At 70.8% G+C, this 20,291-nt stretch carries 22 protein-coding genes, 1 rRNA gene and 2 riboswitches; of the genes, 9 read left to right on the forward strand and 14 right to left on the reverse strand.

All coding sequences use genetic code 11. The features are described from left to right. Positions 1 to 151, reverse strand: a 23S ribosomal RNA gene (locus H565_RS0105565); the annotation flags it as partial. A 329-nt stretch (positions 152 to 480) separates the two neighbouring features. Here H565_RS0105565 and H565_RS0105575 point away from each other — a divergent pair. Beyond that, complete coding sequence (locus H565_RS0105575) at positions 481 to 1,173, forward strand: phosphodiester glycosidase family protein (protein ID WP_051363442.1); 693 nt, start codon at positions 481 to 483, stop codon at positions 1,171 to 1,173. A gap of 18 nt (positions 1,174 to 1,191) precedes the next feature. Here H565_RS0105575 and H565_RS16955 read toward each other — a convergent pair whose 3' ends face one another. The 12 genes from H565_RS16955 to thiC all read right to left on the reverse strand — a co-directional run bounded on the left by H565_RS16955 (position 1,192) and on the right by thiC (position 13,102). Further along, entirely contained in the window at positions 1,192 to 2,661 is a 1,470-nt protein-coding gene (locus H565_RS16955) for a DUF937 domain-containing protein (protein ID WP_051363439.1), read from the reverse strand. A gap of 160 nt (positions 2,662 to 2,821) precedes the next feature. Next, positions 2,822 to 4,915: a phenylacetic acid degradation bifunctional protein PaaZ gene (paaZ, locus tag H565_RS0105585; RefSeq protein ID WP_027460175.1), complete on the reverse strand. Its 2,094-nt coding sequence runs from the start codon at positions 4,913 to 4,915 to the stop codon at positions 2,822 to 2,824. Between the two features lie 90 nt (positions 4,916 to 5,005). Beyond that, a complete protein-coding gene (gene paaD / locus H565_RS0105590; RefSeq protein ID WP_027460176.1) occupies positions 5,006 to 5,500 on the reverse strand; it encodes a 1,2-phenylacetyl-CoA epoxidase subunit PaaD in 495 nt (164 codons plus the stop codon). 4 nt (positions 5,501 to 5,504) lie between these two features. Then, on the reverse strand, positions 5,505 to 6,311 hold the full coding sequence (gene paaC, locus H565_RS0105595; protein WP_027460177.1) for a 1,2-phenylacetyl-CoA epoxidase subunit PaaC: 807 nt from the start codon (positions 6,309 to 6,311) through the stop codon (positions 5,505 to 5,507). Then, positions 6,308 to 6,898: a phenylacetic acid degradation protein gene (locus H565_RS0105600; RefSeq protein WP_027460178.1), complete on the reverse strand. Its 591-nt coding sequence runs from the start codon at positions 6,896 to 6,898 to the stop codon at positions 6,308 to 6,310. The genes paaC and H565_RS0105600 overlap by 4 nt, the downstream gene beginning before the upstream one ends. Positions 6,899 to 7,012: 114 nt before the next feature. Then, positions 7,013 to 7,975, reverse strand: coding sequence for a 1,2-phenylacetyl-CoA epoxidase subunit PaaA (paaA, locus tag H565_RS0105605; protein ID WP_027460179.1), 963 nt, complete (start codon positions 7,973 to 7,975; stop codon positions 7,013 to 7,015). An 87-nt stretch (positions 7,976 to 8,062) separates the two neighbouring features. After that, positions 8,063 to 8,833 (reverse strand): hydroxymethylpyrimidine/phosphomethylpyrimidine kinase family protein, encoded by a 771-nt coding sequence (locus H565_RS0105610; protein ID WP_027460180.1) that lies wholly within the window; start codon positions 8,831 to 8,833, stop codon positions 8,063 to 8,065. Next, complete coding sequence (locus H565_RS0105615; protein ID WP_027460181.1) at positions 8,830 to 9,717, reverse strand: NAD(P)/FAD-dependent oxidoreductase; 888 nt, start codon at positions 9,715 to 9,717, stop codon at positions 8,830 to 8,832. The genes H565_RS0105610 and H565_RS0105615 overlap by 4 nt, the downstream gene beginning before the upstream one ends. After that, entirely contained in the window at positions 9,714 to 10,526 is an 813-nt protein-coding gene (locus H565_RS0105620; protein WP_027460182.1) for a thiazole synthase, read from the reverse strand. The genes H565_RS0105615 and H565_RS0105620 overlap by 4 nt, the downstream gene beginning before the upstream one ends. A 2-nt stretch (positions 10,527 to 10,528) precedes the next feature. Beyond that, on the reverse strand, positions 10,529 to 10,723 hold the full coding sequence (gene thiS / locus H565_RS0105625) for a sulfur carrier protein ThiS (protein ID WP_027460183.1): 195 nt from the start codon (positions 10,721 to 10,723) through the stop codon (positions 10,529 to 10,531). Then, on the reverse strand, positions 10,707 to 11,357 hold the full coding sequence (thiE, locus tag H565_RS0105630) for a thiamine phosphate synthase (RefSeq protein ID WP_027460184.1): 651 nt from the start codon (positions 11,355 to 11,357) through the stop codon (positions 10,707 to 10,709). The genes thiS and thiE overlap by 17 nt, the downstream gene beginning before the upstream one ends. Then, positions 11,354 to 13,102, reverse strand: coding sequence for a phosphomethylpyrimidine synthase ThiC (gene thiC, locus H565_RS14430; RefSeq protein WP_157468893.1), 1,749 nt, complete (start codon positions 13,100 to 13,102; stop codon positions 11,354 to 11,356). Before thiC ends, thiE begins: the two co-directional genes overlap by 4 nt. Positions 13,103 to 13,299: 197 nt before the next feature. Beyond that, positions 13,300 to 13,416: riboswitch (TPP riboswitch) on the reverse strand. 68 nt (positions 13,417 to 13,484) lie between these two features. Between thiC and H565_RS0105640 the strand changes: the two genes are divergently transcribed. Then, positions 13,485 to 13,877 (forward strand): 4'-phosphopantetheinyl transferase superfamily protein, encoded by a 393-nt coding sequence (locus tag H565_RS0105640; protein ID WP_027460185.1) that lies wholly within the window; start codon positions 13,485 to 13,487, stop codon positions 13,875 to 13,877. Here the strand turns inward: H565_RS0105640 and H565_RS0105645 are convergent. Further along, positions 13,874 to 14,332, reverse strand: a complete 459-nt coding sequence (locus tag H565_RS0105645; RefSeq protein WP_027460186.1) for an NUDIX domain-containing protein — start codon at positions 14,330 to 14,332, stop codon at positions 13,874 to 13,876. The two genes, H565_RS0105640 and H565_RS0105645, sit on opposite strands and share 4 nt — an antisense overlap. Positions 14,333 to 14,369: 37 nt before the next feature. Beyond that, positions 14,370 to 14,472, forward strand: a riboswitch (TPP riboswitch). A 57-nt stretch (positions 14,473 to 14,529) separates the two neighbouring features. Between H565_RS0105645 and H565_RS0105650 the strand changes: the two genes are divergently transcribed. The 7 genes from H565_RS0105650 (at position 14,530) to H565_RS0105680 (ending at position 20,273) form a co-directional block, all read left to right on the forward strand. Beyond that, entirely contained in the window at positions 14,530 to 15,558 is a 1,029-nt protein-coding gene (locus tag H565_RS0105650) for a thiamine ABC transporter substrate-binding protein (RefSeq protein WP_027460187.1), read from the forward strand. 169 nt (positions 15,559 to 15,727) lie between these two features. Continuing rightward, positions 15,728 to 17,275, forward strand: coding sequence for an ABC transporter permease (locus tag H565_RS0105655; protein WP_027460188.1), 1,548 nt, complete (start codon positions 15,728 to 15,730; stop codon positions 17,273 to 17,275). A gap of 39 nt (positions 17,276 to 17,314) precedes the next feature. Beyond that, positions 17,315 to 17,575 carry an AbrB/MazE/SpoVT family DNA-binding domain-containing protein gene (locus H565_RS0105660; RefSeq protein WP_027460189.1) on the forward strand — a complete coding sequence of 87 codons (261 nt, stop codon included), beginning with the start codon at positions 17,315 to 17,317 and terminating at the stop codon, positions 17,573 to 17,575. Continuing rightward, positions 17,572 to 17,904 carry a type II toxin-antitoxin system PemK/MazF family toxin gene (locus H565_RS0105665; RefSeq protein ID WP_027460190.1) on the forward strand — a complete coding sequence of 111 codons (333 nt, stop codon included), beginning with the start codon at positions 17,572 to 17,574 and terminating at the stop codon, positions 17,902 to 17,904. The genes H565_RS0105660 and H565_RS0105665 overlap by 4 nt, the downstream gene beginning before the upstream one ends. Continuing rightward, positions 17,901 to 18,875 (forward strand): ABC transporter ATP-binding protein, encoded by a 975-nt coding sequence (locus H565_RS0105670; protein WP_027460191.1) that lies wholly within the window; start codon positions 17,901 to 17,903, stop codon positions 18,873 to 18,875. Before H565_RS0105665 ends, H565_RS0105670 begins: the two co-directional genes overlap by 4 nt. 10 nt (positions 18,876 to 18,885) lie before the next feature. Next, on the forward strand, positions 18,886 to 19,515 hold the full coding sequence (locus H565_RS0105675) for a thiamine diphosphokinase (RefSeq protein ID WP_027460192.1): 630 nt from the start codon (positions 18,886 to 18,888) through the stop codon (positions 19,513 to 19,515). A 116-nt stretch (positions 19,516 to 19,631) separates the two neighbouring features. Then, the gene (locus tag H565_RS0105680) at positions 19,632 to 20,273 is read left to right on the forward strand and encodes a hypothetical protein (protein ID WP_245576169.1); all 642 of its coding nucleotides are present in this window, start codon (positions 19,632 to 19,634) and stop codon (positions 20,271 to 20,273) included. Positions 20,274 to 20,291 lie beyond the last annotated feature (18 nt).

Below are 20,291 nucleotides of genomic sequence, written 5' to 3' on the forward strand. Positions count from 1 at the left end.
CGTGGGTACCCGCTCACGCGGGTGGGTTTCCCCATTCGGACATCCCCGAGTCAATGCGTATCTCCAGCTCGTCGGGGCTTTTCGCAGGTAATCGCGTCCTTCATCGGCTCCAGTGCCAGGGCATCCACCGTGGACCCTTAATATCTTGACCCTTCCATTCATTCACGCTCTTCCCAGACCCCCACCTGGGTCACCCCAGGCAAGCGCCGAAAAAAGCGCTGCATGTGCTTGTTCTCTCGCACACCTCTTCGCTTGTCATGCTCCTCGCCTCGCTTGAGGCTCAGAAAAGATACACCCCTTCCCTCAACCTGTCAAGCACTCGCCCCTGAGCTTCCGGTGAAGCTCAGTTTTGGAGCCAAAAGCAGCCGCCCAAGCGAGAAAAGGCCTCTGTGCACTCCCAGCCGGGTGCATCATGGGCGCGTGACCTTCCGCTTGGTTGTTCCCCTCCGGCTCTCACTCGTGGCCCTGCTGAGCACAGCCCTGGTTGGCTGCGGCCAGGGACAAGCGGCGCAGGTTGAGCAGGTCAGCGCTGGCGGCACCCTTTACACCGTGGCGACGGTCGACCTCACTCGCGACCGCCTGGAGCTGCACTGGCAGAATCCCACCACGGGCCAGCCCTACGGGACGTTTCGGCAGGTCGCGGCGCGGCTCAGTAAGGAAGGGCGGCGCCTGCTGTTTGCCACCAACAGCGGCATCTATGCGCCGGGCCTGAGGCCCCTGGGACTGCATGTGGAGGGGGGGCGGACGTTGGTCCCACTCAATCAGGCCCGTTCGGGCGGCAACTTCGCCCTGCTGCCGAACGGAGTCTTCTGGGTGCGGGGCCAGCGGGCGGGGGTCACCGAGACCCAGGCCTACCGCCGGGCGGACCCGCGCCCCACCTTTGCCAGCCAGTCCGGGCCGCTCCTGGTGGAAGGGGGGCGGCTGCACCCGGCCTTCAACAAAGCGGGCACCAGCTTCAAGGTCCGCAGTGGGGTCGGCGTCTGCTCGGACGGCAAAGTCCGCTTCGTGGTAAGCGGCGCACCCGTCAACTTCTACAGCTTCGCGGTGTTTTTTCGGGACACCTTAGGTTGCCCCGACGCCCTCTACCTCGACGGCAGCATCAGCGCCTACGCAACCCCGCAAACCGACACACAGTTCGCGGAGTTCGCGGGCATCTGGACGGTCAGCCGATAACGGGGGGCGGGAGAGCCGTCAGTTCGTGGCCGGAGCGCCGAGCACGACCGAGACCCCGAACTCGCTCTGGGTGCCGTCCGACCCTTTGAGCGTGTAGGTGTGCTCGCCGGGGGCAGGGGCAGGAAGCTGGGCCTCCCAGTTGCCCGCGCTGTTTGCGGTGGCGGTTGCGACCTCGTCTGCGCCCTCCGAGATGGTCAGGGTGATGCCGGGAGCAGCGGTGCCGCTCATGACGAAGGGTTCGGCGGGCAGGGTGGCACCGGGGGCCGGGGTGGTGACCCGCACCGGCTGGGACGCGGCGGGGGAGCTGCTGGAGGCGGGTGAGGGGCTAGCCTGCTGGGTGAGCCAGTACCCGCCCCCACCAAGCACCAGGAGCAGGGGGAGGAGCCACCCAGGGAATCCGCCGCGCCGCCCAGCCTGGGGCGGGGGGGCTGCCGCAGGTCGGGCGCTTCCCCCCGCTGCCGGGCGAGCAGCTGCCGTGCGGGCGGGGGGGGCCGCCGGGGGACTCAGCAGGGCAGAAAGGCTGGGCATCCCCGGCGGAATCAGCCCCGGCAGCAGCTCTGGCAGGTCGCCGAGCACCCGGCGCAGGTCTGCCGCCGTTGCCCGGCTCCCCCGCACCTCGCGGCCCAGCACCCCCAAGACGACGGGGGCGAGCAGCGCCAGCAGCTTTCCGGCGCTGGCCCCCGACCCCCCGACCACCGAGCCGAGGCGTCCGGTCACCGCCTCAGCGGAGCCAAACAGGTGGGTGACCAGCGGACGCCCCTGCCCCTCCAGGCGGGCGACCTCAGCGGGGTCCGTGGGGAGGGGACCTGCCGCCAGGTCCTCCAGGTCACGGCTGCGGGCGAGGAGGTCGGCGGCTCCTGCCTCGTCTTGCCCCCGGCGGGCCACGGCTGCGAGCAAGACGGGCACGGCGGCCCCCGCCGCGCGGCCTGCTGTGCTGGAGGTAAAGCCTGCGGCGCGGGCCAGCGCCTCGCCCGATGTTCCCCCCAGGCGACCGCGCAGGACTTCCATCAGTCCGGCGGCGCTGAGGCCAGCGGCGGCAGAAGCGCGGCTGGCTTCCTCCTCCCCGACGGCTCCCAGCAGCTCAGCGGGCCGCTTTCCCTGTCCTGCCAGCCAGCTCAACAGGAGCGGCAGCACGAGGGGCAACAGGCGGGTCCCCGCCTCCGCCGTGCCGAGCCGCGCCGCGAGGGAGGGCAGCGGCTCGCGCAGCACGTTCGCGGCAAGCCCCTCGCCCGCCCGCCGCAGCTCTGCCGCCCCGCCCGGAGCCGACAGCGCCACCTCCGCGCTCGCAAAGCGGGGCAGCGCCGCATACGCCTGGTCGAGGGCTGCCCGTCCTTCCGGCGTGCGGTCCGCGTCGGCCAGCGCCCGCAGCAGGACAGGAAGGCCGCCGGCCAGCACACGCTCTGCTTCGGCGGGAGGCAGCCCGGCAGCCTGCCCCAGCGCGGGCGTCGCAGAGCCGAAAAAAGAAACGAGCGGATTCTTCACGGTCATGGTTACTCCTGAGGCGCACCCGCCGCTCAGCGGGACGCGACCCCGTTCACCGTACCTCATACGGGGGCCTTGCCTTCTCGCCGGGCAACAGCTTGCGGCTCCTTAGCTCAATGCCGTGAGAGCCGCGCCGCTTGCGGACGGGACATATCCCAGAGTGCAGTCAGGCGTCAGGGGCGGGGTCCGCCTCGTCGCGCGTCCGCTCGACCAGCGTCAGGATGTCGTAGGTGGCGACGAGTTCGTCATTTTGGTTGGTGATTTCAGCCCGCCACTCGACCACGCCCGTGGGCCGGGTTTCGCCGGGGCGCAGGTCCTTGCGAATCTTGCGCTTGCAGGTCAGGCGGGTGCGGATGGTGTCGCCGATGCCGACCGGAGTGATGAAGCGCAGGTTCTCCAGGCCGTAGTTCGCGAGCACCGGACCCGGCGCGGGAGAGACGAACTGCCCCGCCGCCGCCGAAATCAGGAAGTAGCCGTGTGCGACCCGCTTCCCGAAGATGCCCTCCTTCGCGCCTATCTCGTCGACGTGGGCGTAGAAGTGGTCTCCGGTCAGGCCCGCAAAGTTCACGATGTCCGCCTCGGTGACCGTGCGGCGGTGGGTGAGCAGGCTGTCGCCCACCTGAATCTCATCGAAGGACTTGCGGAAGGGATGCACCACGTCCTCGCGGACCTCGGCACCGGGCACGTACTCGCGGGTCACGGCGGCGAGGGTGGTGGGGTCGGCCTGCACCGCCACCTTGTTCATGTGGTGCTTCACGCCCGCCACGCCCGCGAGTTCCTCGCCGCCGCCCGCACGACCGGGGCCGCCGTGCTTGAGCTGCGGCAGCGGCGAGCCGTGCCCGGTGCTCTCCCCCGCGTTTTCACGGTTAAGCACCAGCAGCCGCCCATGCGTGCTGCCCAGGCCCATCACCAGCTCGGTCGCCTCGGTGCGGTCGTGGGTGACGATGCTCCCGGCGAGGCTGCCCCGGCCCATCTTGGCGAGGCGCACGGCGTCCTCCAGCGTGTCATAGGGCAAGAGGGTCGCCACCGGGCCGAACGCCTCCAGCTCGTGCGGGCCGCGGGCCGTGAGGGGCGAGTCGCACAGCAAGACAGTGGGGTCGAGGAAAGCACCCTTCTCGCGGTCACCGCCCAGCAGCTCGCGTTCCTCGCCGCCGATGACCACACGGGCTTCCTCCCGCAGGGCCTCCAGGGTGGCCTGCACCCGCTCGCGCTGGGCGGTGCTCACGAGCGCCCCCATCCGCACGTCGTCGCGGGCCGGGTCGCCCACGGTCACCTTGCCGAGTTCCCTCCGCAGCGCCTCCACCACGGCCTCCACCCGGTCGCGGGGCACGATCGCCCGGCGAATGGCGGTGCACTTCTGCCCGGCTTTGGAGGTGATTTCGCGGGCGATTTCCTTGACGTACAGGGCGAACTCCGGGTCCTCCGGGCGCACGGTGAGGCCCAGCACCGAGGCGTTGAGGCTGTCGGCCTCGGTCGAAAAGGGCACGTTGCGGGCGACGATGTTGGGATGCACCCGGAGCTTGGCCGCCGTCGCCGCCGACCCCGTAAAGGCCACGAGGTCCTGTTCTTCGAGGTGGTCGAGCAGGTCGCCCGGTCCCCCGGTCACGAGTTGCAGCGCCCCTTCGGGCAGCAGCCCCGACGCGATGATGTCGCGCACCACCCGTTCGGTGAGGTAGGCCGTCTGCGGGGCGGGCTTGACGAGGCTGGGCATCCCCGCGATGAGGGCGGGCGCGAGCTTTTCCAGCATCCCCCACACCGGGAAGTTGTAGGCGTTAATCTGCACGGCCACGCCCTCACGCGGTACGAGGAGGTGCCGGGCCACGAAGGTGCCCCCCTTGCCGAGCGGCTCGACCTTGCCGTCGGGCAAGAAGCGCTCGTCGGGCAGCTCGCGGCGGGCGAGGCTGGCATACGAGAACAGGGTCCCGATGCCGCCCTCGATGTCCACCCATCCGTCACGGCGGGTCGCCCCGGTCAGCAGGCTGAGGGTGTAGTAGTCCTCCTTGCGCTCCAGCAGGTACGTCGCCAGCGCCTTCAAGGCCCGCGCCCGCGCATGAAAGGTCAGCCGCCGCAGCGCCGGACCGCCCACTTCACGCCCGTACCGCAGCGCCTCCGCAAAATCCACCCCCTCCGAGGAGATGACCGCGACGGGGCGGCCATAAACGGCGTCCAGCAGCGTCTCGCCGTCCGGGTTGGCGTGCCAGGTGCCATAGACGTAGGAGGCAGGGCGGAGGACTTGGGTGGGGATGGGAAGGGTGGTCATGGGGCCTCCTTGCAGGGTGGAAAAGAAAAGCAAAGGCAGATGGCAAAAAGCCTGAAGCCTTCTGCCATCTGGGGTTCGGCTGGGGCGGGGTCAGACACTCTTAAACCCCTCAAATGGCTCCCGGCAGCTTTCGCACACATAGAGCCGCTTGCACAGCGTGGGGCCAAAGTTGCCGGTCATCCGCACGTTGAGCGAGCCGCAGCGGGGGCAGCGGGTGGGTTCGGGGTCCAGGGAAATCAGGGGGGAGTCCCCGGCGGGGGCGGGCGGCGCGATGCCGTACTCGCGCAGGCGTTCGCGGGCATCGGGCTGAATCCAGTCGGTCGTCCAGGGGGGCGTGAGGGTGCTGCGGACTTCCACGTCCTGCACGCCCAGCGCCCGCACCGCCGCCCCGATGGAGTCGCGGATGACGTGCAGGGCCGGGCAGCCGGAGAAGGTAGGGGTAAAGGTGACCGTGACCCGCTCCCCTTCAACCGTCACGTCCCGGACCATGCCCATATCGGTCACCGACACGACGGGGATTTCGGGGTCGGGCACGGCGGCGAGGGCGGCCCACACCTGTTCGGGGGTGACGTGAACGGCGGTCATGGGGTCACCAGACCTCGGCGTTCGGGACGGCGCGGGCCACGCTCTGCATCTCCGCGAGGAGGGGAGCGAGGTGCTCGGTGTGCGTGTCGCGGCCCGGCCCGGCAGCGGGCAGCGCCTCCGGCACGCTCAGGCCGCACTTCCCGGCCAGGTGGGAGCGCACGAAGCCTTCCCAAACCCCGCGCAACTGGCCGAGGTCAGGAACGAGGTGGGCGGCCACCAGCCCTTCCTCGCCGGGCAGGGGCTGGAAGAGTTGCGCGGCGTAGGGCCACAGCTCGTCCAGCGCGGCCTGGGTGCGGCGGCGGCTCTCCTCGGTGCCCAGGGCCAGCCGCTCGACCCACAGGGCCGTGTGCTGGAGGTGGAACTTCTCCTCGCGCAGGGCCTTGGCTGCGACCTCCGCAAGGGGGGTGTAAGCGCTCGTGCGGGCCGCCTCCAACCACAGCGCCTCATAGGTGTCAAAGAGGAACTGCCGGACCATCGTGAAGGCCCAGTCGCCCTTGGGCAGTTCGGCGAGGCGGACATTCGTGAACTCGTCCGCGTCTCGGAAAAAGGCGAGGCGGTCGGGGTCGCTGCCGTCCAGCTCGCGGCGCAGCTCCAGATAGAGCGAGGCGTGCCCCAGCTCGTCTTGCGCGATGTTCGCCAGCGCGATGTCTTCTTCGAGGATGGGCGCGTGCCCGGTCCATTCGCTGTCCCGGTGCGCGAGGATGAGTTCGTCGTCCGCGAGGGCGGTGAGCTTCGCGCTGAGGGCGGCCCGCACCTCTGGGGCCAGGTCCTGCTGGCGGCTGGTTTCTGGCTGCTGGCTGCTCACCGTCATGGCTGCCCCCCTTCCTTGGCGCGGCCCGGCATGCGGCCCTCGCGCTTGAGTTCGCCGACATGCTTGCCGATGACCCCATAAAACTGCTGCTGCTTGTAGGTCTTGTCCTTCGCGGGGGCGAACCAGCTTTCCAGGGTACCGGGGTCCTCGTCGGTGCGGACGACGGCGCTTTCGGGAAAGACCAGCCAGGTCAGCGCGTCGGGGTGCCCCTCCCGCGCCTGCCGCAGCGCGTCGCCGGGGCCACTCGCCTCCACGGTGCCCACCAGGTCCACGAAGGTCATCGAGCGCTTGTGCGTGCGCTTGAGGCCTACGTGATAGGTGCCCGCCTCGCCGGGGGTCTCCAGCACCTCCGGGCGGGCAGCGAGTTCCTCCGGGGTGGCGGTGAGGAGGTCGGCCTCGCGCACGGCCCAGAGGCTCACGGCGGCGGGGCGGCGCACGAAGACATTGCGGGCGGTCAGCAGGGCGTGCTGCGGGTCGCCCGCGTGGACGCTGCCCACCGCTTGATGGGGGCGGTTCGGGGCGTCCTGCTTAAAGACCTCCCAACGGGGCCATTGGGTATCGGGACGGGGGGAATGAGGTTGGGTCATGTGTTCTCCAGAGGGTCAGTGGTGAGTCGTGAGTGGGCAGTGGACGCTTCAGCTTCTGCTCGCCGCTTTCGCCGCGCTTTTTCTCCTCACCACTGACCACCCCGACTGACAGCCTCAGTCTGCCGCCTGCGCCACCTGCCGGGCGGCGTAGGCTTCCAGCGCCTCGCGCACCCACGCGCCGTCTTCGTGGGCCTCGCGGCGAGCACCGAGGCGCTCCCTGTTCAGGCCCTGCTGGCCCTTGACGACCGCCCAGAACTCGTCCCAGTGGATGGGGCCGTGCCGCCAGTTGCCGTCTGCGTCCTGGTGCAGGTCGGGGTCAGGGATGGTGAGGCCCGCTTCGAGCAGTTCCGGGGCGTGCTCGTTGATGAACTCCTGGCGGACCTCGTCGTTCGTCTTGAGCTTGATGCCCCAGCGGGTCAGCACCCCAGTGTTGGGGCTGTCGGCGTCGTGCGGCCCCAGCATCATCAGGGCGGGCCACCACCAGCGGTTCAGCGCGTCCTGGGCCATCTGGCGCTGTTCGGGCGTGCCCCCCGCGTAGGCGACGATCATCTCCTTGCCCTGCTTGTGGTGGAAGGTTTCCTCGGAGCAGATGCGAACCATCGCCCGGCTGTAGGGGCCGTAGGAGCAGCCCGCGAGCATGGTCTGGTTTTTGATGGCCGCGCCGTCGACCAGCCAGCCAATCATGCCCACGTCGGCCCAGGTGAGGGTGGGGTAGTTGAAGATGCTCGAATACTTCGCCCGGCCCGACAACAGGGCGTCCAGCATCTCCTCACGGGAAATCCCCAGTGTTTCGGCAGCGTGATAGAGGTACTGCCCGTGCCCCGCTTCGTCCTGCACCTTGGCGATGAGGATGGTCTTGCGCTTGAGGCTGGGGGCGCGGGTAATCCACTCGCCCTCCGGCAGCATCCCGACGACCTCGGAGTGCGCGTGCTGCGAAATCATGCGGATGAGCTGGCGGCGGTACTCGGCGGGCATCCAGTCGCCGGGTTCAATCTTTTCGCCCCGCGCAATACGGGCCTCAAAGGCGGCGTGCTGTTCGGCGGTTTCGCCCGGCTGGATGAGCGTCGGCTGGGTCATGGGACTCCTCCTGAGGTGGGGGCGGCTTTAACCTAACGAGCGTTTGTTAGATGGTACCACACCCGGCGTGTTTCCGTTTTCCCCAGTTCACAACTCCAGGAGGTGTTCTGCTGGCGCGGCCCCCAACGCGTGCCCCAAGGGGCCGTGGCCCCCACCCAGCCCAGGGGCCGCGCGCAGGGCCGCTTGCAGGTAGTGGTGGGCAGCCCGCACAGCCTGAGCCAGGGGGAGGCCCCGCGCCAGCGCCGCCGCAATCGCTGCCGAGAGAGTGCACCCCGTGCCGTGGGTGTGACGGGTCAGCAGCCGGGGAGCGAGCAAAGAACACCGCAGCTCCGGCGTCCGCAGCTCATCGGTCACGGTCTGGCCGTCCCCGTGCCCCCCCTTGAGGAGAAGGGGCAGGTGGGAGGGCAAGGCCGCGCCAAACAGAGCCTGTGCCTCTGGCCGGTTGGGGGTAATCAGGGTAGCCAGAGGAAACAACTCCTCTTGCAACACCTGGACCGCTGACGGCTCCAGCAACGAGTCCCCACTTTTGGCCAGCAAGACGGGGTCGACCACCAGCGGGAGGTTGCGCCCCCGCAGCACCTGCGCGACTGCCCGCACAGCCTCGGCGCGGCCCAAGGCTCCGGTTTTGACCGCGGCCACCGGAAAATCATCCAGAACGGCCTCTATCTGAGCGGCTATCAACTCTGGGGGCAGGGGAAACGCGGCGGCCACCCCCCGTGTGTTTTGCGCCGTCACCAGCGTGAGGGCCGAGGTCCCAAAGACGCCCCACGCCTCGAAGGTCTTGAGGTCCGCCTGGACCCCCGCTCCACCCCCAGAATCGGACCCAGCGATGGTGAGGGCCACCGGGGGCGACTTCACGGCGCCCCCTGCACGAGCGCGAGCACCCGCACCGCTGTCCAGGGAGCCAGCAGCACCCCATGCCGACCGTGCCCGGTGGCCACGATGACCCGCCGCAGCACCGGGTGAGGCCCTACCAGCGGCAAGCCGCCCGGCGTCAGGGGGCGCAGGCCGACCAACTGGGCCACAGCAGGCCGAGCGGCCCACTCCGGCACGAGGCGACAGGCGACCCCCCGCAACCAGCGCTGGGCGTAAAGGTCCGGTTGCGGGGAGGCGGTGGGGCGGGCCGTTGCCCCCACATAGAGTCCATCAGGGCGGCCCAGCGCGTACCCCGCAGGTCCTGCCCCGCGCCGCCGCAGGCCATAGGTCGCGGGGATGGACGCGGGAGCGTCCAGCAACAGCGCTTGCCCCTGCTGTGCCCGCACCGCCACCCCGAACGCCGCGCTCCACACCCCTGCCGCGAGGACGACCAGGGCGGCGCGGCGCTCGCCCCGGTCGGTCAGCACCCGCACGCCCTTGTGCTCTGGGTGGAGGGCCAACACCCGCGCCCGCCACAGGGGAACAGCGCGGCGAGCAGCCCGGACCACGCTGGGCGGGTGCACCTGTCCCTCCCGCGCCGCGAGCTTTCCCCCATGCCAGACTCCGGCTCGCCAATGCACCGGCTGCCCGCTGCGTGCCTCCAGGCGGCGGGCCAGGTCAGGCCACTGCTGCAAGCTCGTGAGCGCCCACTCCTCCAGCGGGGTGCCCCGCAGCCGCTCGCCCACCGGCGTCAGCAATCCAGCTCCCGCCCGCCACGCCGCACCCGGCTGCCCCGCATCCAGGACCACGGTGGGATAGCCCGCTTCTTGCAGGGTCCAGCCCACCAGCGAGCCAATCAGCCCACCCCCCACCACCAGCACGGTCATGCGGGCTGCTCCGGGTCAGGCAGACGCGGCACCCCCTGCGGCGGACTGCTGGGATGGGCACAGGCACGCTGCGCCATGCGGCCCGCCAGGTACCCCAGGCGACCCGCCCGCACGCCGAGGGCAAAAGCACGGGCCATCGCCACCGGGTCACGGGCCTCAGCAATCGCTGTATTGACCAGCACAGCGTCAGCCCCAGCCTCCAGCGCCTGGGCCGCGTCGCTGGGAACGCCCAAGCCCGCGTCCACCACAGTGGGCACGCCCGCACCGTCCAGCACCGTGTGCAAGAGGTCCCCCGTGCGCAGGCCGCGTCCCGTCCCGATGGGGCTGGCCAGGGGCATTACCGCCGCGCACCCGACCCGTTCCAGGGCGCGGGCCAGCACCGCGTCAGGCTGCACGTAGGGCAGCACCGTAAAGCCCTCTGCCACCAACAGCTCAGCGGCCCGCAGGGTGCCGACCGGGTCAGGCAGCAGCCAGCGCGGGTCAGCAATCACCTCCAGCTTCACCCAGCTCACTCCGGTTGCGGCGCGGGCAAGCCGAGCGACCCGCACCGCTTCTTCAGCGGTCCGGCACCCCGCAGTGTTGGGCAACAACTGGTACCGGCAGAGGTCGAGGGCGTCGAGCAGCCCCACGTGGCCCGGCGAGCGCAGCTCCACCCGACGAATCGCCACGGTCACGATTTGGGTCTCGCTGACCTCCAGCACGTCGCGCATCAGGGCCAAGTCCCGGAACTTGCCTGTTCCCAGCATCAGACGGGAAGTGAAGGTCCGGCCCCCCAAGAGCAGGGGGTCTGAAAGCGGTGGGTCGGTCATGCCTAACCTCCTCCGATGATGCGGACAATCTCGATAACGTCGTCCGGCTCTAGCGGGCGGTCGGGCACCCGCGCGCCGGGGTAAAAGTCGTCCCCCACCGCCACGGCCACCCGTTCGGGTTCAATTCCTAGGTCGCGCAGCAGGGCGTGCAGGGTCAGGCCCGCTCGGTGGGGATACGGCTCACCATTGACCCGCATGGGTGACCTCCTGCGGCAGGCGAGCGCGCAGAGCGGCGGCGGCGCGCGCCGGGTCCGGGGCGTCAAGAACCGCCCGCACCACGGCCACGCGGGAGGCGCCCGCCGCCACCACGTCGTCCACGGTGCTTTCATCGATACCGCCGATGGCGTACCACGGCGTAGCGGGGCGCAGGGCCGCCACCTCCCGCACATACGCCAGTCCAGCGGCGGGACGGCCCGGTTTGGTGGGCGTGGCGTACACCGGACCCGCCGCGAGGTAGGCGGGAGCCTCATCCAGCGCTCTGAGGGCCTGCTCCCTGTGATGGGTGCTCAGGCCCACCCGCAGTGGGGGCGCGAGGCGGCGCACCCACACGGGGGGCAGGTCCGCTTGGCCCAGGTGCACCCCGTCCGCACCACTGGCGAGCGCCACGTCCACCCGGTCATTGACCCAAAGGGGAACGCCCCGCCCATGCGCGAGGTCGCGCAGCCGCTCGGCCAAGCGAATGAGGGGGCGAGCCTCCGCGTCTTTGACCCGCAGTTGCAGGGTGTCCACCCCGCCGTCCAGCGCCGCTTCGACGCGGGCCACGAACTCCGCTTCTCGCTGCCCAGGGCGGGGCGTCGCGACGAGGTAGAGCCGTCCCAGAGGCCGGGTCACGGCGTCTCTCCCGGCGTCTGAGCGTCTCGCCCAGCGAACATCTCGGACGCGCGCAGTTCGTGGCTGAGCTTCATGGAGCAAAACTGCGGTCCGCACATCGAGCAAAAGGGGGCGCTTTTGGCAGCCTCGGCGGGCAATGATTCGTCGTGCAGGGCGCGGGCACGCTCTGGGTCAAGCGAGAGGTTGAACTGGTCTTCCCAGCGAAACTCAAATCTGGCCTTGGAGAGGGCATTGTCGCGGGCTTGCGCGCCGGGATAGCCCTTGGCGAGGTCCGCAGCGTGAGCGGCGATGCGGTAGGCGAGCACGCCCTCGCGCACGTCTTCTTTGTTGGGCAGTCCCAGGTGCTCTTTGGGGGTCACGTAGCACAGCATCGCCGTGCCGTACCAAGCGATTTGCGCCGCGCCGATGGCCGACGTGATGTGGTCGTACCCCGGCGCGACATCGGTGGTCAGCGGCCCTAGGGTGTAGAAGGGCGCTTCTGTGCACACCTCCAGTTGGCGGGTCATGTTCTCGCGCAGCAACTGCATGGGCACATGCCCCGGCCCCTCCACCATGGTCTGCACGCCGTGTGCCCAGGCGCGGCGGGTCAGTTCGCCCAGGGTGTCCAGTTCCGCAAACTGCGCGGCGTCGTTGGCGTCCTCGATGGAACCGGGACGCAGGCCGTCTCCCAGACTGAAGGTAACGTCGTAAGCGGCCAGAAGCTCACACAGCTCCGCAAAGTGGGTGTAGAGAAAGTTCTCGCGGTGGTGGGCGAGGCACCAGCGGGCCAGGATGGAGCCGCCCCGCGACACGATGCCGGTGCGCCGCCGCGCGGTGAGGGGCAGATGAGCGAGGCGCACACCGGCATGAACGGTCACGTAATCTACCCCCTGCTCGGCTTGCTCGATGAGGGTGTCCCGGTAAACCTCCCAGCTCAGCTCCTCAGGAACGCCCCCCACCTTCTCCAGCGCCTGGTAGATGGGGACGGTACCGACCGGCACGGGGCTATTGCGCAGCAGCCATTCCCGCGTTTGGTGGATGTGCCGCCCTGTCGAGAGGTCCATCACGGTATCGGCCCCCCAACGAATGGCCCATACCAGCTTTTCAACCTCTTCTTCGGTCGAGCTGCTGACGATGGAGGTTCCCAGATTGGCATTGACTTTGACCCGGAAGTTGCGCCCGATGATGGTGGGTTCGAGTTCAGGGTGGTTGACATTGGCGGGAATCACGGCTCGGCCCCGCGCGACCTCTGCCCGCACGAATTCCGGGGTGATTTCGCGGGGGATGGCGGCTCCAAAGGCTTCCCCAGGATGCTGCTGGCGCAACTCGAAGGTCTCCAGTTGACGCAGGTTCTCACGCAGGGCCACGAACTCCATCTCCGGGGTGAGTTCGCCCCGCCGGGCCGCCTGCAACTGGGTGATGGCTTGCCCGCTGCGCGCTCGGCGGGGCCTGGGCGCAGTGGGAAAGGGCCGCGGCCCCGCCTCTGCCGGCGGCAGGGGCACACGCTCCAGCAGCTCCAAGCGGGCGTCATTCGCCAGCCAAGGCCGAGCTTGCGGCAGCCCCCGCTGGACATCGGGGCAGACCTGCGGGTCGGTGTAGGGACCGCTGGTATCAGGCACCAAGACATCGGGATTGGGCCGCGCACGCGTCAGGTCGCCCACGCGTTCTAGGGTGGGCGATTGCCGAATGGCGCGGACCGGTACCCGGACCTGCGGATACAGGGTTCCCGTGAGATACCGTTTCTCACTGCCTGGAGTGGGGGTCAGCGGGGAAGGTGAAGGATAGGAAACGGAGCGGGGTGGGATTGCCGACACAGCAGGCCTCCGGAGTAGGGACGAGGACTTCCAGACCGCGCAGGCGGCCCAGACAGGAAGGGACAGCAGCGGACGAACCCTGAAGCGTCACGTCAACACGGCTATCCCCCCTCCCATCGGCTCGGAGGGGGGCAAAACAAGACTTTCCTGTTCGGCACCCGTCACGCTCCCTCCGCCGGAATGACCCGGATCAGGTTCCTAGGGTTGGGCACGCTCGCCCTCTCAGCCCCCGCCTCACGCGGATACGGGCACCCCTGGTGACAGGCCGCAGTGTGCACCCGGCCCCCCGGCGAAATCAAGTGGAGAGTGGGGAGGGGCACCCTACCATGCGGACATGATCGTCGCCATCGGACACGACCTGATCGAGATTGAGCGCATCCGGGGCCTGCTCGCGCGGGAGGGGCGGCGAGCCGAGAAGCTGTTCGCCCCGTGCGAGCTGGCCTATTGCGCCGGGCACGCGGACCCCGCCCCCAGCCTGGCGGCCCGCTTCGCCGCGAAGGAAGCCTTTCAGAAGGTCTGGCCGCGCCCGCACGGGTGGCGCGACGTGTGGGTCGAGCGGGAGCGGACGCCGCAGGGTCCCTTCCCCTTTGCCCGGCCCATCCTGGGCTTTGCGCCCTACATCGCCGCCGAGCTGGAGGCGCGGGGCTGGGTGGCGCACCTGACACTGACCCACACCAAGGAGCACGCGTCGGCGGTGGTCGTGCTGGAGGAGCGGACCGCCCGCTAGCCGGAGAGGACCCGCAGCCCCCCCACCCCGGTGAGCTGCTCGCTGAGGCGCACGCCCTCCAGCAGGTGCGCCCGCAGCACGCCCGGCAGCCAGGGCAGGCAGCCCGGCGGCAGCGCGTCGGGGGCGAACCAGCCCACCTCGGAGGTCTTGTCCAGCGGCGTCGGCTCGCCCTCCCAGGCGTCGGCCAGAAAGAGGAAATCCACGCCCGCGACCGGGCCTCCTGGCCCCGCGACGTCGTAGCGGGAGACGCCCAGCGAGCGGAGCGCAGATGGGTCCACCCGCAAGCCGACCTCCTCGCGGGCCTCGCGGGTCACGGCGGCGAGGAGACCCTCGCCGGGTTCGACCGCGCCGCCAGGCAGGTTCCACAGGCCCTCCGCAAAGGCTGTTCCCGACCGCCGCCCCAGCAGCACCCGGCCCGCAGGGTCCCGCACGACCAGCCACACGATGAGGTGCATCACGCCCCTCAGCCTAGAGCTTGCGCTATGCTTTCTTCTGCGTCACCGGGGGTGCCCCTTCCAAGGGAAGCGGGCTGAGATGACACCCCAGGAACCTGAACCGGGTCATTCCGGCGGAGGGAGCGTGACGGAGCTGGCCCCCCCAGGCGGGGCGCGGTTCCTCTCGGCTTCCCCTCGTGACGCGAGGGGGATTTTTGATGCGCAAGACACTGCTGCTTGGCCTGCTGCTCGCGGGCGCGGCCCAGGCCCAGACCACCCTGACGGTGATAACCCACGATTCGTTCAGCCTCAGTAAGGAGCGGGTGGCCCAGTTCGAGCGGGCCAACAACGCCCGCGTGCGCTTCGTGAAGGGCGGGGACGCGGGCGAACTCCTGAACCGCCTCATTCTGACCCGCCGCGCTCCGATTGCTGACGTGGTGTACGGGCTGGATAACTCCATGCTGCCCCGCGCCAGGGCCGCCGGGATTCTGGAGGCTTACCGCTCGCCCGCGCTGGCGAGGGTGCCCGCCGCCCTCCGCCTCGACGAGGGGGGGCTGCTGAACACGGTGAACTCCGGCCTGGTGGCCCTGAACTATGACCGGGCGGCCTGGGCGAAGACGGGCTTGCCCCTTCCGCGCAGCCTCGACGACCTGAAAAAGCCCGAATACGCCCGCCTGACGGTCGTCACCTCCCCGGCAACGAGCAGCCCCGGCCTCGCTTTCCTGCTCGCGACCGTCAACCACCTCGGCGAGGAGGGCGCGTGGGCGTGGTGGCGAGAAGCCCGCGCGAACGGGATGAAGGTCGTGCGCGGCTGGTCGGACGCCTACTACAAGGAGTTCAGCAAGAACGGCGGCAAATACCCCATCGTCCTGAGCTACGCGAGCAGCCCCGCCGCCGAGGTCTACTACGCGGACGGCTACGACCCAAAGAAGCCGCCCGCCCAGGCCCCCACCGCCAACCTCTTCCTGCCGGGCAGCACCTTCTTGCAACTGGAGGGGGTGGGCATCCTCAAGGGGACCAAGCAGCCGCAGCTCGCCCGCCGGTTCGTAGATTTCATGCTCTCGGAGGGCGTGCAAGCCGACATCCCCACCCGGATGTGGGTGTACCCGGCGGTGAGCGGCACGAGGCTCGACCCCGTCTTCCGCTTTGCCGAGAAGCCGGAAGTCCCCCCCGTGAAGGCCAGCGTGACCGCCAACCCGCAGCGGCTGGTGGATGCCTGGGTGACGCAGGTGCTGCGGGCGCGGTGAGGGGGCAGCGGGCAGGGGTCAGCGGGTGGGGCGGGGTGATGGCTGCCCGCTCTAGAGGGTTTGACGACAGGAGATGCCCGATGAGCTGGTCTGGACGCCCCCTCACCCCTTGCTTCGCAAGGCCCTCTCCCACGAGGGGAGAGGGGCAGAACATCCGGCCCCCTCCCCCATGACGCCTCCCACCCGACTCGGCTGGCTCCTCGCCCTGCCGCCGCTCCTCTTTCTGGGGCTGCTGCTGGCCCTCCCCCTCGCCCGCACCCTGGCCGAGGGCGGGGTCAATCTCGCCGTGTGGCGGGACCCGTACTTTCTGGGCCGCCTGAGCTGGACGCTGGGGCAGGCGGGGGTGACGGCGCTGCTGGCGCTGCTGGTGGGGGCACCCCTCGCCTACCTGCTCTCGCGGTACGCGGTGCCCGGTAAGGGGCTGCTGCTGCGGCTCTTGCTGCTGCCCTTCGTGACGCCCACGCTGGTGGCGGTGCTGGGCCTCTCGGCGCTGCTGGGGCCGCAGGGATGGCTGAGCCGCCCGCTGGGGCTGGACCTGGAGGGGACGCCCGCGCTGCTGGTGCTGGGGAACCTCTTTTTCAACCTGCCCGTGATGGTGCGGCTGGCCTATGCGGGCTTCTCGCGGGTGTCGCCGGGACTGACCGGAGCGGCGCGGACGCTGGGGGCGTCGGGGGTGCGGGCGGCGCTGACGGTGGCGCTGCCGCTCGCGCTGCCGGGGCTGCTCGCGGGGGCCATCCTCGTCTTCCTGTACTCGGCCCTCAGTTTCGGGCTGCCGCTCGCGCTGGGGGGCGAGCGGTACGCCACCCTGGAGGTCGAAATCTACACGCTGACGGCCCTCCAGTTCCGGCTCTCGGAGGCGAGTGCGCTCATCGCCGGGCAGCTCGTGCTCACGCTGGCGGCGACGTGGGCGTATGTGGCCCTGCGGCGGGGCGGCACGGGCGTGCCCGCGAGCGGCCTCCCCCCGGCGCGGGGGGCAGCGGCGGTGAGCCTGTGGAGCCTGGTCGCGCTGGTGGTCCTCGTCTGCTTCGGGCCGCTGGTGGCCGTCGTCGCGCGGGGGGTGCTGGGGACCGGAGGGCCGACGCTGGGTTATTGGCAGGGCATCCTCACGGACCCGGAGACGCCCCGGCTGGTGGGCAACACCCTGCGCTTCGGGCTGCTGGCGCTGACGGGAGCTGTCGTGCTGGGCGGGCTGCACGCGCTGGGGGCGTGGCGAGCGGGGTCACGCTTTCTCGACCTACTGTCGCTGCTGCCGCTGATGGTGTCGCCCGTCAGCCTCGCGGTGGGGTACCTGCTCGCCTACCCGCAGTTCGCGGCCACCCTGCCCCTCCTGCTGGCGGCGTATACGCTGCTGGGCTTTCCGCTGGTGACCCGCAGCCTGCTTCCGGCCCTGCGGGCACTCCCGCCCCGCCTCACCGAAGCCGCCCGCACCCTGGGAGCGCGGCCCCTCGATGCCCACCGCACGGTCACGCTGCCGCTCACGCTTCCGGCCTTGCGGGGGGGCGCGGCCCTCGCGCTGGCGACCGTGCTGGGCGAGTTCGGGGCCACCCTGGTGCTGACCCGGCCAGAGTGGGCCACCCTCAGCGTGGGCCTCTACGAGCGCCTGGGCCGCCCCGGCGAGCGCAACCTGGGGGAAGCCTGCGCGCTCGCGACGGTGCTCTTGCTGCTCGCGGCGGGGGCCTTCATCCTGCTGGACGGCGGGGAGGGGGAGGTGACCTGAGGCGGGCTGTCATACACTGTCAGACAGGAGGTGGGGAGGATGCGCGTCAAGCTGAGTCGGCACGGCAATAGCCTGGGCTTCGTGGTGCCCGCGCGCGTGGTCCGCGAGGCGGGGTTGGAAGTGGGCCGGGAATACGAGTTGCAACTCGATGGACCGGAAGGCGGTTTCCGCCTGATTCCCGTTCAGCGGCGGCGCAGCCGGTACACGGCTGAGCAACTCCTGGCGGGCATACCCGAAGGAACGCTGCGGTACGAGGATGTTCCCGATTACGTTCCCGTTGGCCGGGAGCTGGACAGTTGACGCCTCCCGAACGCGGGCAACTCGTCTGGACGGATTTTGACCCCCGTCGCGGGCACGAGCAGGGAGGACGTCGCCCCGCTCTCGTCATCAGCAGCAGCCATTACACCCGCGTCACGGGGCTGATGGTGTGCCTGGCCGTGACCAGCCGGGCCAAGGGCTACCTCACGGAGTTGCCCCTGCCTGATGGCCTGCGGACACGCGGGGTCATCTTGACTTCACATGTCTACACCCTGGACTGGCGGGCGCGGGGGGCCGAGACCATTGAAACCGTCCCCCACGACCTCCTGGAAGAAGCGGTCGACCGCTTGATAGGTCTGGTGAGCGATTGACTCCCCCCGCCCTCTCCCTTCACCACCTCTCCAAACGCTATGGCCCCACCCGCGCCGCCGAGGACGTCTCGCTGACCGTCGGGGCAGGCGAGACGGTCGCGCTGCTGGGGCCGAGCGGCTGCGGCAAGAGCACGGTGCTGCGGTGCGTGGCCGGCTTGGAACGCCCGGACGCGGGCCGGGTGGAGGTCGGCGGGCGGGACGTGACCGGGCTGCCCCCGGAGGCGCGGCACGTCGGGCTGGTCTTTCAGGACTACGCCCTCTTTCCTCACCTCAGCGTGCTGGGCAACGTCGCCTATGGGCCGCGGATGCGCGGGGCGGGGCGGCGGGAGGCCGAGGCGCGGGCGCGGGAGGCCCTCGCCCTGGTGGGGTTGGAAGCCCTGGCTGGGCGCAAGCCCGCTCAGCTTTCGGGCGGGCAGGCGCAGCGGGTGGCCCTGGCGCGGGCGGTGGCGACCCGCTCGCCGCTGCTGCTGCTCGACGAGCCGCTGAGCAACCTCGACGAGCAGTTGCGGGCGCGGCTGCGCTCGGACCTGCGGGGGCTGTTCGGGCGGGTGGGGGCGGGTGTGCTGCTGGTCACCCACGACCAGCGGGAGGCGCTCGCGCTGGCGGCGCGGGTGGCGGTGATGCGGGCGGGGCGACTGGTGCAGGTGGGGCCTGCCGCCGAAGTGTTCGCCCGGCCCGCGACCGCGTGGGTGGCGGCCTTCCTGGGGCACGCCAACGTATTGCCCGGTCCCGGCGGCGTGGCGCGGCTCGTCCCGGAGGACGCGGTGCGGCTGGGGGAGGGCGACCCCTTCCCCGTCACCGCGCACCAACCCACCGACACCGGGGCCGAGGTGACGGTCCTGCACCCCCTCGGCCCCCTCACCCTGCACCTCAGTGCGCGGGAGGCGGCGAGCATCGGGGGAGGCCGGCTGCGGCTACGCGTGGACGAGGAGCGGGTGCTGACGCTGCCCAACGACCAGGAGCCGGGCTGATGGGGGCCGGATGACCGCCTGGATTCTGGTCGGCGGGCGGCTGGTGCTCACGCCCGCGCTGGCCGCCCTCCCCCGCCCTGACCTGGTGGTGGCCGCCGACGGTGGCGCACGACACGCGGCGGCGCTGGGAGTGCCTGTTGACGTCTGGGTGGGCGACTTTGACTCCTCCGGTGGCCTGGAGGTGGACGCCCCCCGCGAGGTTCACCCCACCGCCAAGGACGAGACGGACGCCGAACTCGCCGTGCGAGCGGCGCGGGAGCGGGGGGCCACCCAGCTCGTCTTTCTGGGAGCCTTCGGGGGCCGCTTCGACCACGCGGCGGCGCTGGCGCTGGGCGCGGTGCGGCTGGCAAGGGAGGGGCTGGCGGTCACCCTCCACAGCGGGGACGAGAGCGGGCATCCGCTGCTGCCGGGTCAAGCCCTGAGCCTCGACCTCCCCCCCGGCACCCTCCTGAGCGTGCTCGCCCTGAGCGACCTGCGCGGCCTGCGCCTCAGCGGGGTGCGCTGGCCGCTTTCCGGGGCCGACGTGCCGCTGGGGAGCGGGTGGACGCTGAGCAATGAGGTGCGGGGCGGCCCCGTCACCGCCGCGCTGGAGGGGGGTTACGCCCTGCTCACGGTGCGGTGGGGCATCGCCTGCGGCTAGGCACACCGTTAGGGCCTACCCAACCCGCGCCGGGAACTGCTCCGCCGCCCCGCCCGTATGGTGGAGGCATGAGACGTGGACCGGGATGCGGTTGCTTGGGCTGTGGGGGGGGCGGGGTGCTGGTGCTCGCCGTGCTGGGGGCGCTGGCGTGGTTTTTGGTGATTCAACCCGCCCGCACCTTTCTGGAGTCGTGGCAGGGGGCGGGCACCGCGGTGACCGCGCCGCAAACGCCGCCCGCTTCCGGGGGCACGGGCATTGACGTGCCCACACTGCCGGGGCCGGGCGGCACGGCCACGCCCCCCGCCGCTGCCCCGGCAGGAACGCCGCTGACCGCGCGGGACGTGCAGCGCTTCCTCGCCGTGCGGCGGGAGGTGCGGGCGGCGCTGGGCGGCAGCTTCGAACCCCTTCAGCAGGTCTGGACCGACCTCCAGCAGGGCCAGTCGCCCAACATCCTGACGCTGGCGCAGGTGCTGGGGCGCGTCAGCGGCAGCGTGGGCGCGGCCCGCACCGCTCAGGCCCAGGCCCTCGCCCGCGAAGGCCTCAGCGCCGAGCGCTACGCCGAGGTGCGCGGGGCCGTCAACCGGGCGTTGGGGGTGCCCGACATCGACTTCGCCCAGGCTGCCGAAGCCCTGCGGGCAGGCCGTCTCCCCGACCTGAGCACCACCGTGCGGGCGGCCACCCCCCAGGAACGCGACCTGGTGGCCCCCTACCGGGCCGAGCTGACCCAGACGGCGGCGTTGGGGTTGCTGGGGCTGTAGGAAACGAACGGGGCCAGC

The sequence above is a fragment of the Deinococcus murrayi DSM 11303 genome, assembly GCF_000482805.1.
GTDB lineage: Bacteria > Deinococcota > Deinococci > Deinococcales > Deinococcaceae > Deinococcus > Deinococcus murrayi.

Bases quoted from the DNA above. Each gene is read 5' to 3' on its own strand.
- H565_RS16955 (WP_051363439.1), bottom strand. From the start codon at position 2,661: ATGACCGTGAAGAATCCGCTCGTTTCTTTTTTCGGCTCTGCGACGCCC.
- paaZ (WP_027460175.1), bottom strand. From the start codon at position 4,915: ATGACCACCCTTCCCATCCCCACCCAAGTCCTCCGCCCTGCCTCCTAC.
- paaD (WP_027460176.1), bottom strand. From the start codon at position 5,500: ATGACCGCCGTTCACGTCACCCCCGAACAGGTGTGGGCCGCCCTCGCC.
- paaC (WP_027460177.1), bottom strand. From the start codon at position 6,311: ATGACGGTGAGCAGCCAGCAGCCAGAAACCAGCCGCCAGCAGGACCTG.
- H565_RS0105600 (WP_027460178.1), bottom strand. From the start codon at position 6,898: ATGACCCAACCTCATTCCCCCCGTCCCGATACCCAATGGCCCCGTTGG.
- paaA (WP_027460179.1), bottom strand. From the start codon at position 7,975: ATGACCCAGCCGACGCTCATCCAGCCGGGCGAAACCGCCGAACAGCAC.
- H565_RS0105615 (WP_027460181.1), bottom strand. From the start codon at position 9,717: ATGACCGTGCTGGTGGTGGGGGGTGGGCTGATTGGCTCGCTGGTGGGC.
- H565_RS0105620 (WP_027460182.1), bottom strand. From the start codon at position 10,526: ATGACCGACCCACCGCTTTCAGACCCCCTGCTCTTGGGGGGCCGGACC.
- thiS (WP_027460183.1), bottom strand. From the start codon at position 10,723: ATGCGGGTCAATGGTGAGCCGTATCCCCACCGAGCGGGCCTGACCCTG.
- H565_RS0105640 (WP_027460185.1), top strand. From the start codon at position 13,485: ATGATCGTCGCCATCGGACACGACCTGATCGAGATTGAGCGCATCCGG.
- H565_RS0105645 (WP_027460186.1), bottom strand. From the start codon at position 14,332: ATGCACCTCATCGTGTGGCTGGTCGTGCGGGACCCTGCGGGCCGGGTG.
- H565_RS0105650 (WP_027460187.1), top strand. From the start codon at position 14,530: ATGCGCAAGACACTGCTGCTTGGCCTGCTGCTCGCGGGCGCGGCCCAG.
- H565_RS0105655 (WP_027460188.1), top strand. From the start codon at position 15,728: ATGACGCCTCCCACCCGACTCGGCTGGCTCCTCGCCCTGCCGCCGCTC.
- H565_RS0105660 (WP_027460189.1), top strand. From the start codon at position 17,315: ATGCGCGTCAAGCTGAGTCGGCACGGCAATAGCCTGGGCTTCGTGGTG.
- H565_RS0105675 (WP_027460192.1), top strand. From the start codon at position 18,886: ATGACCGCCTGGATTCTGGTCGGCGGGCGGCTGGTGCTCACGCCCGCG.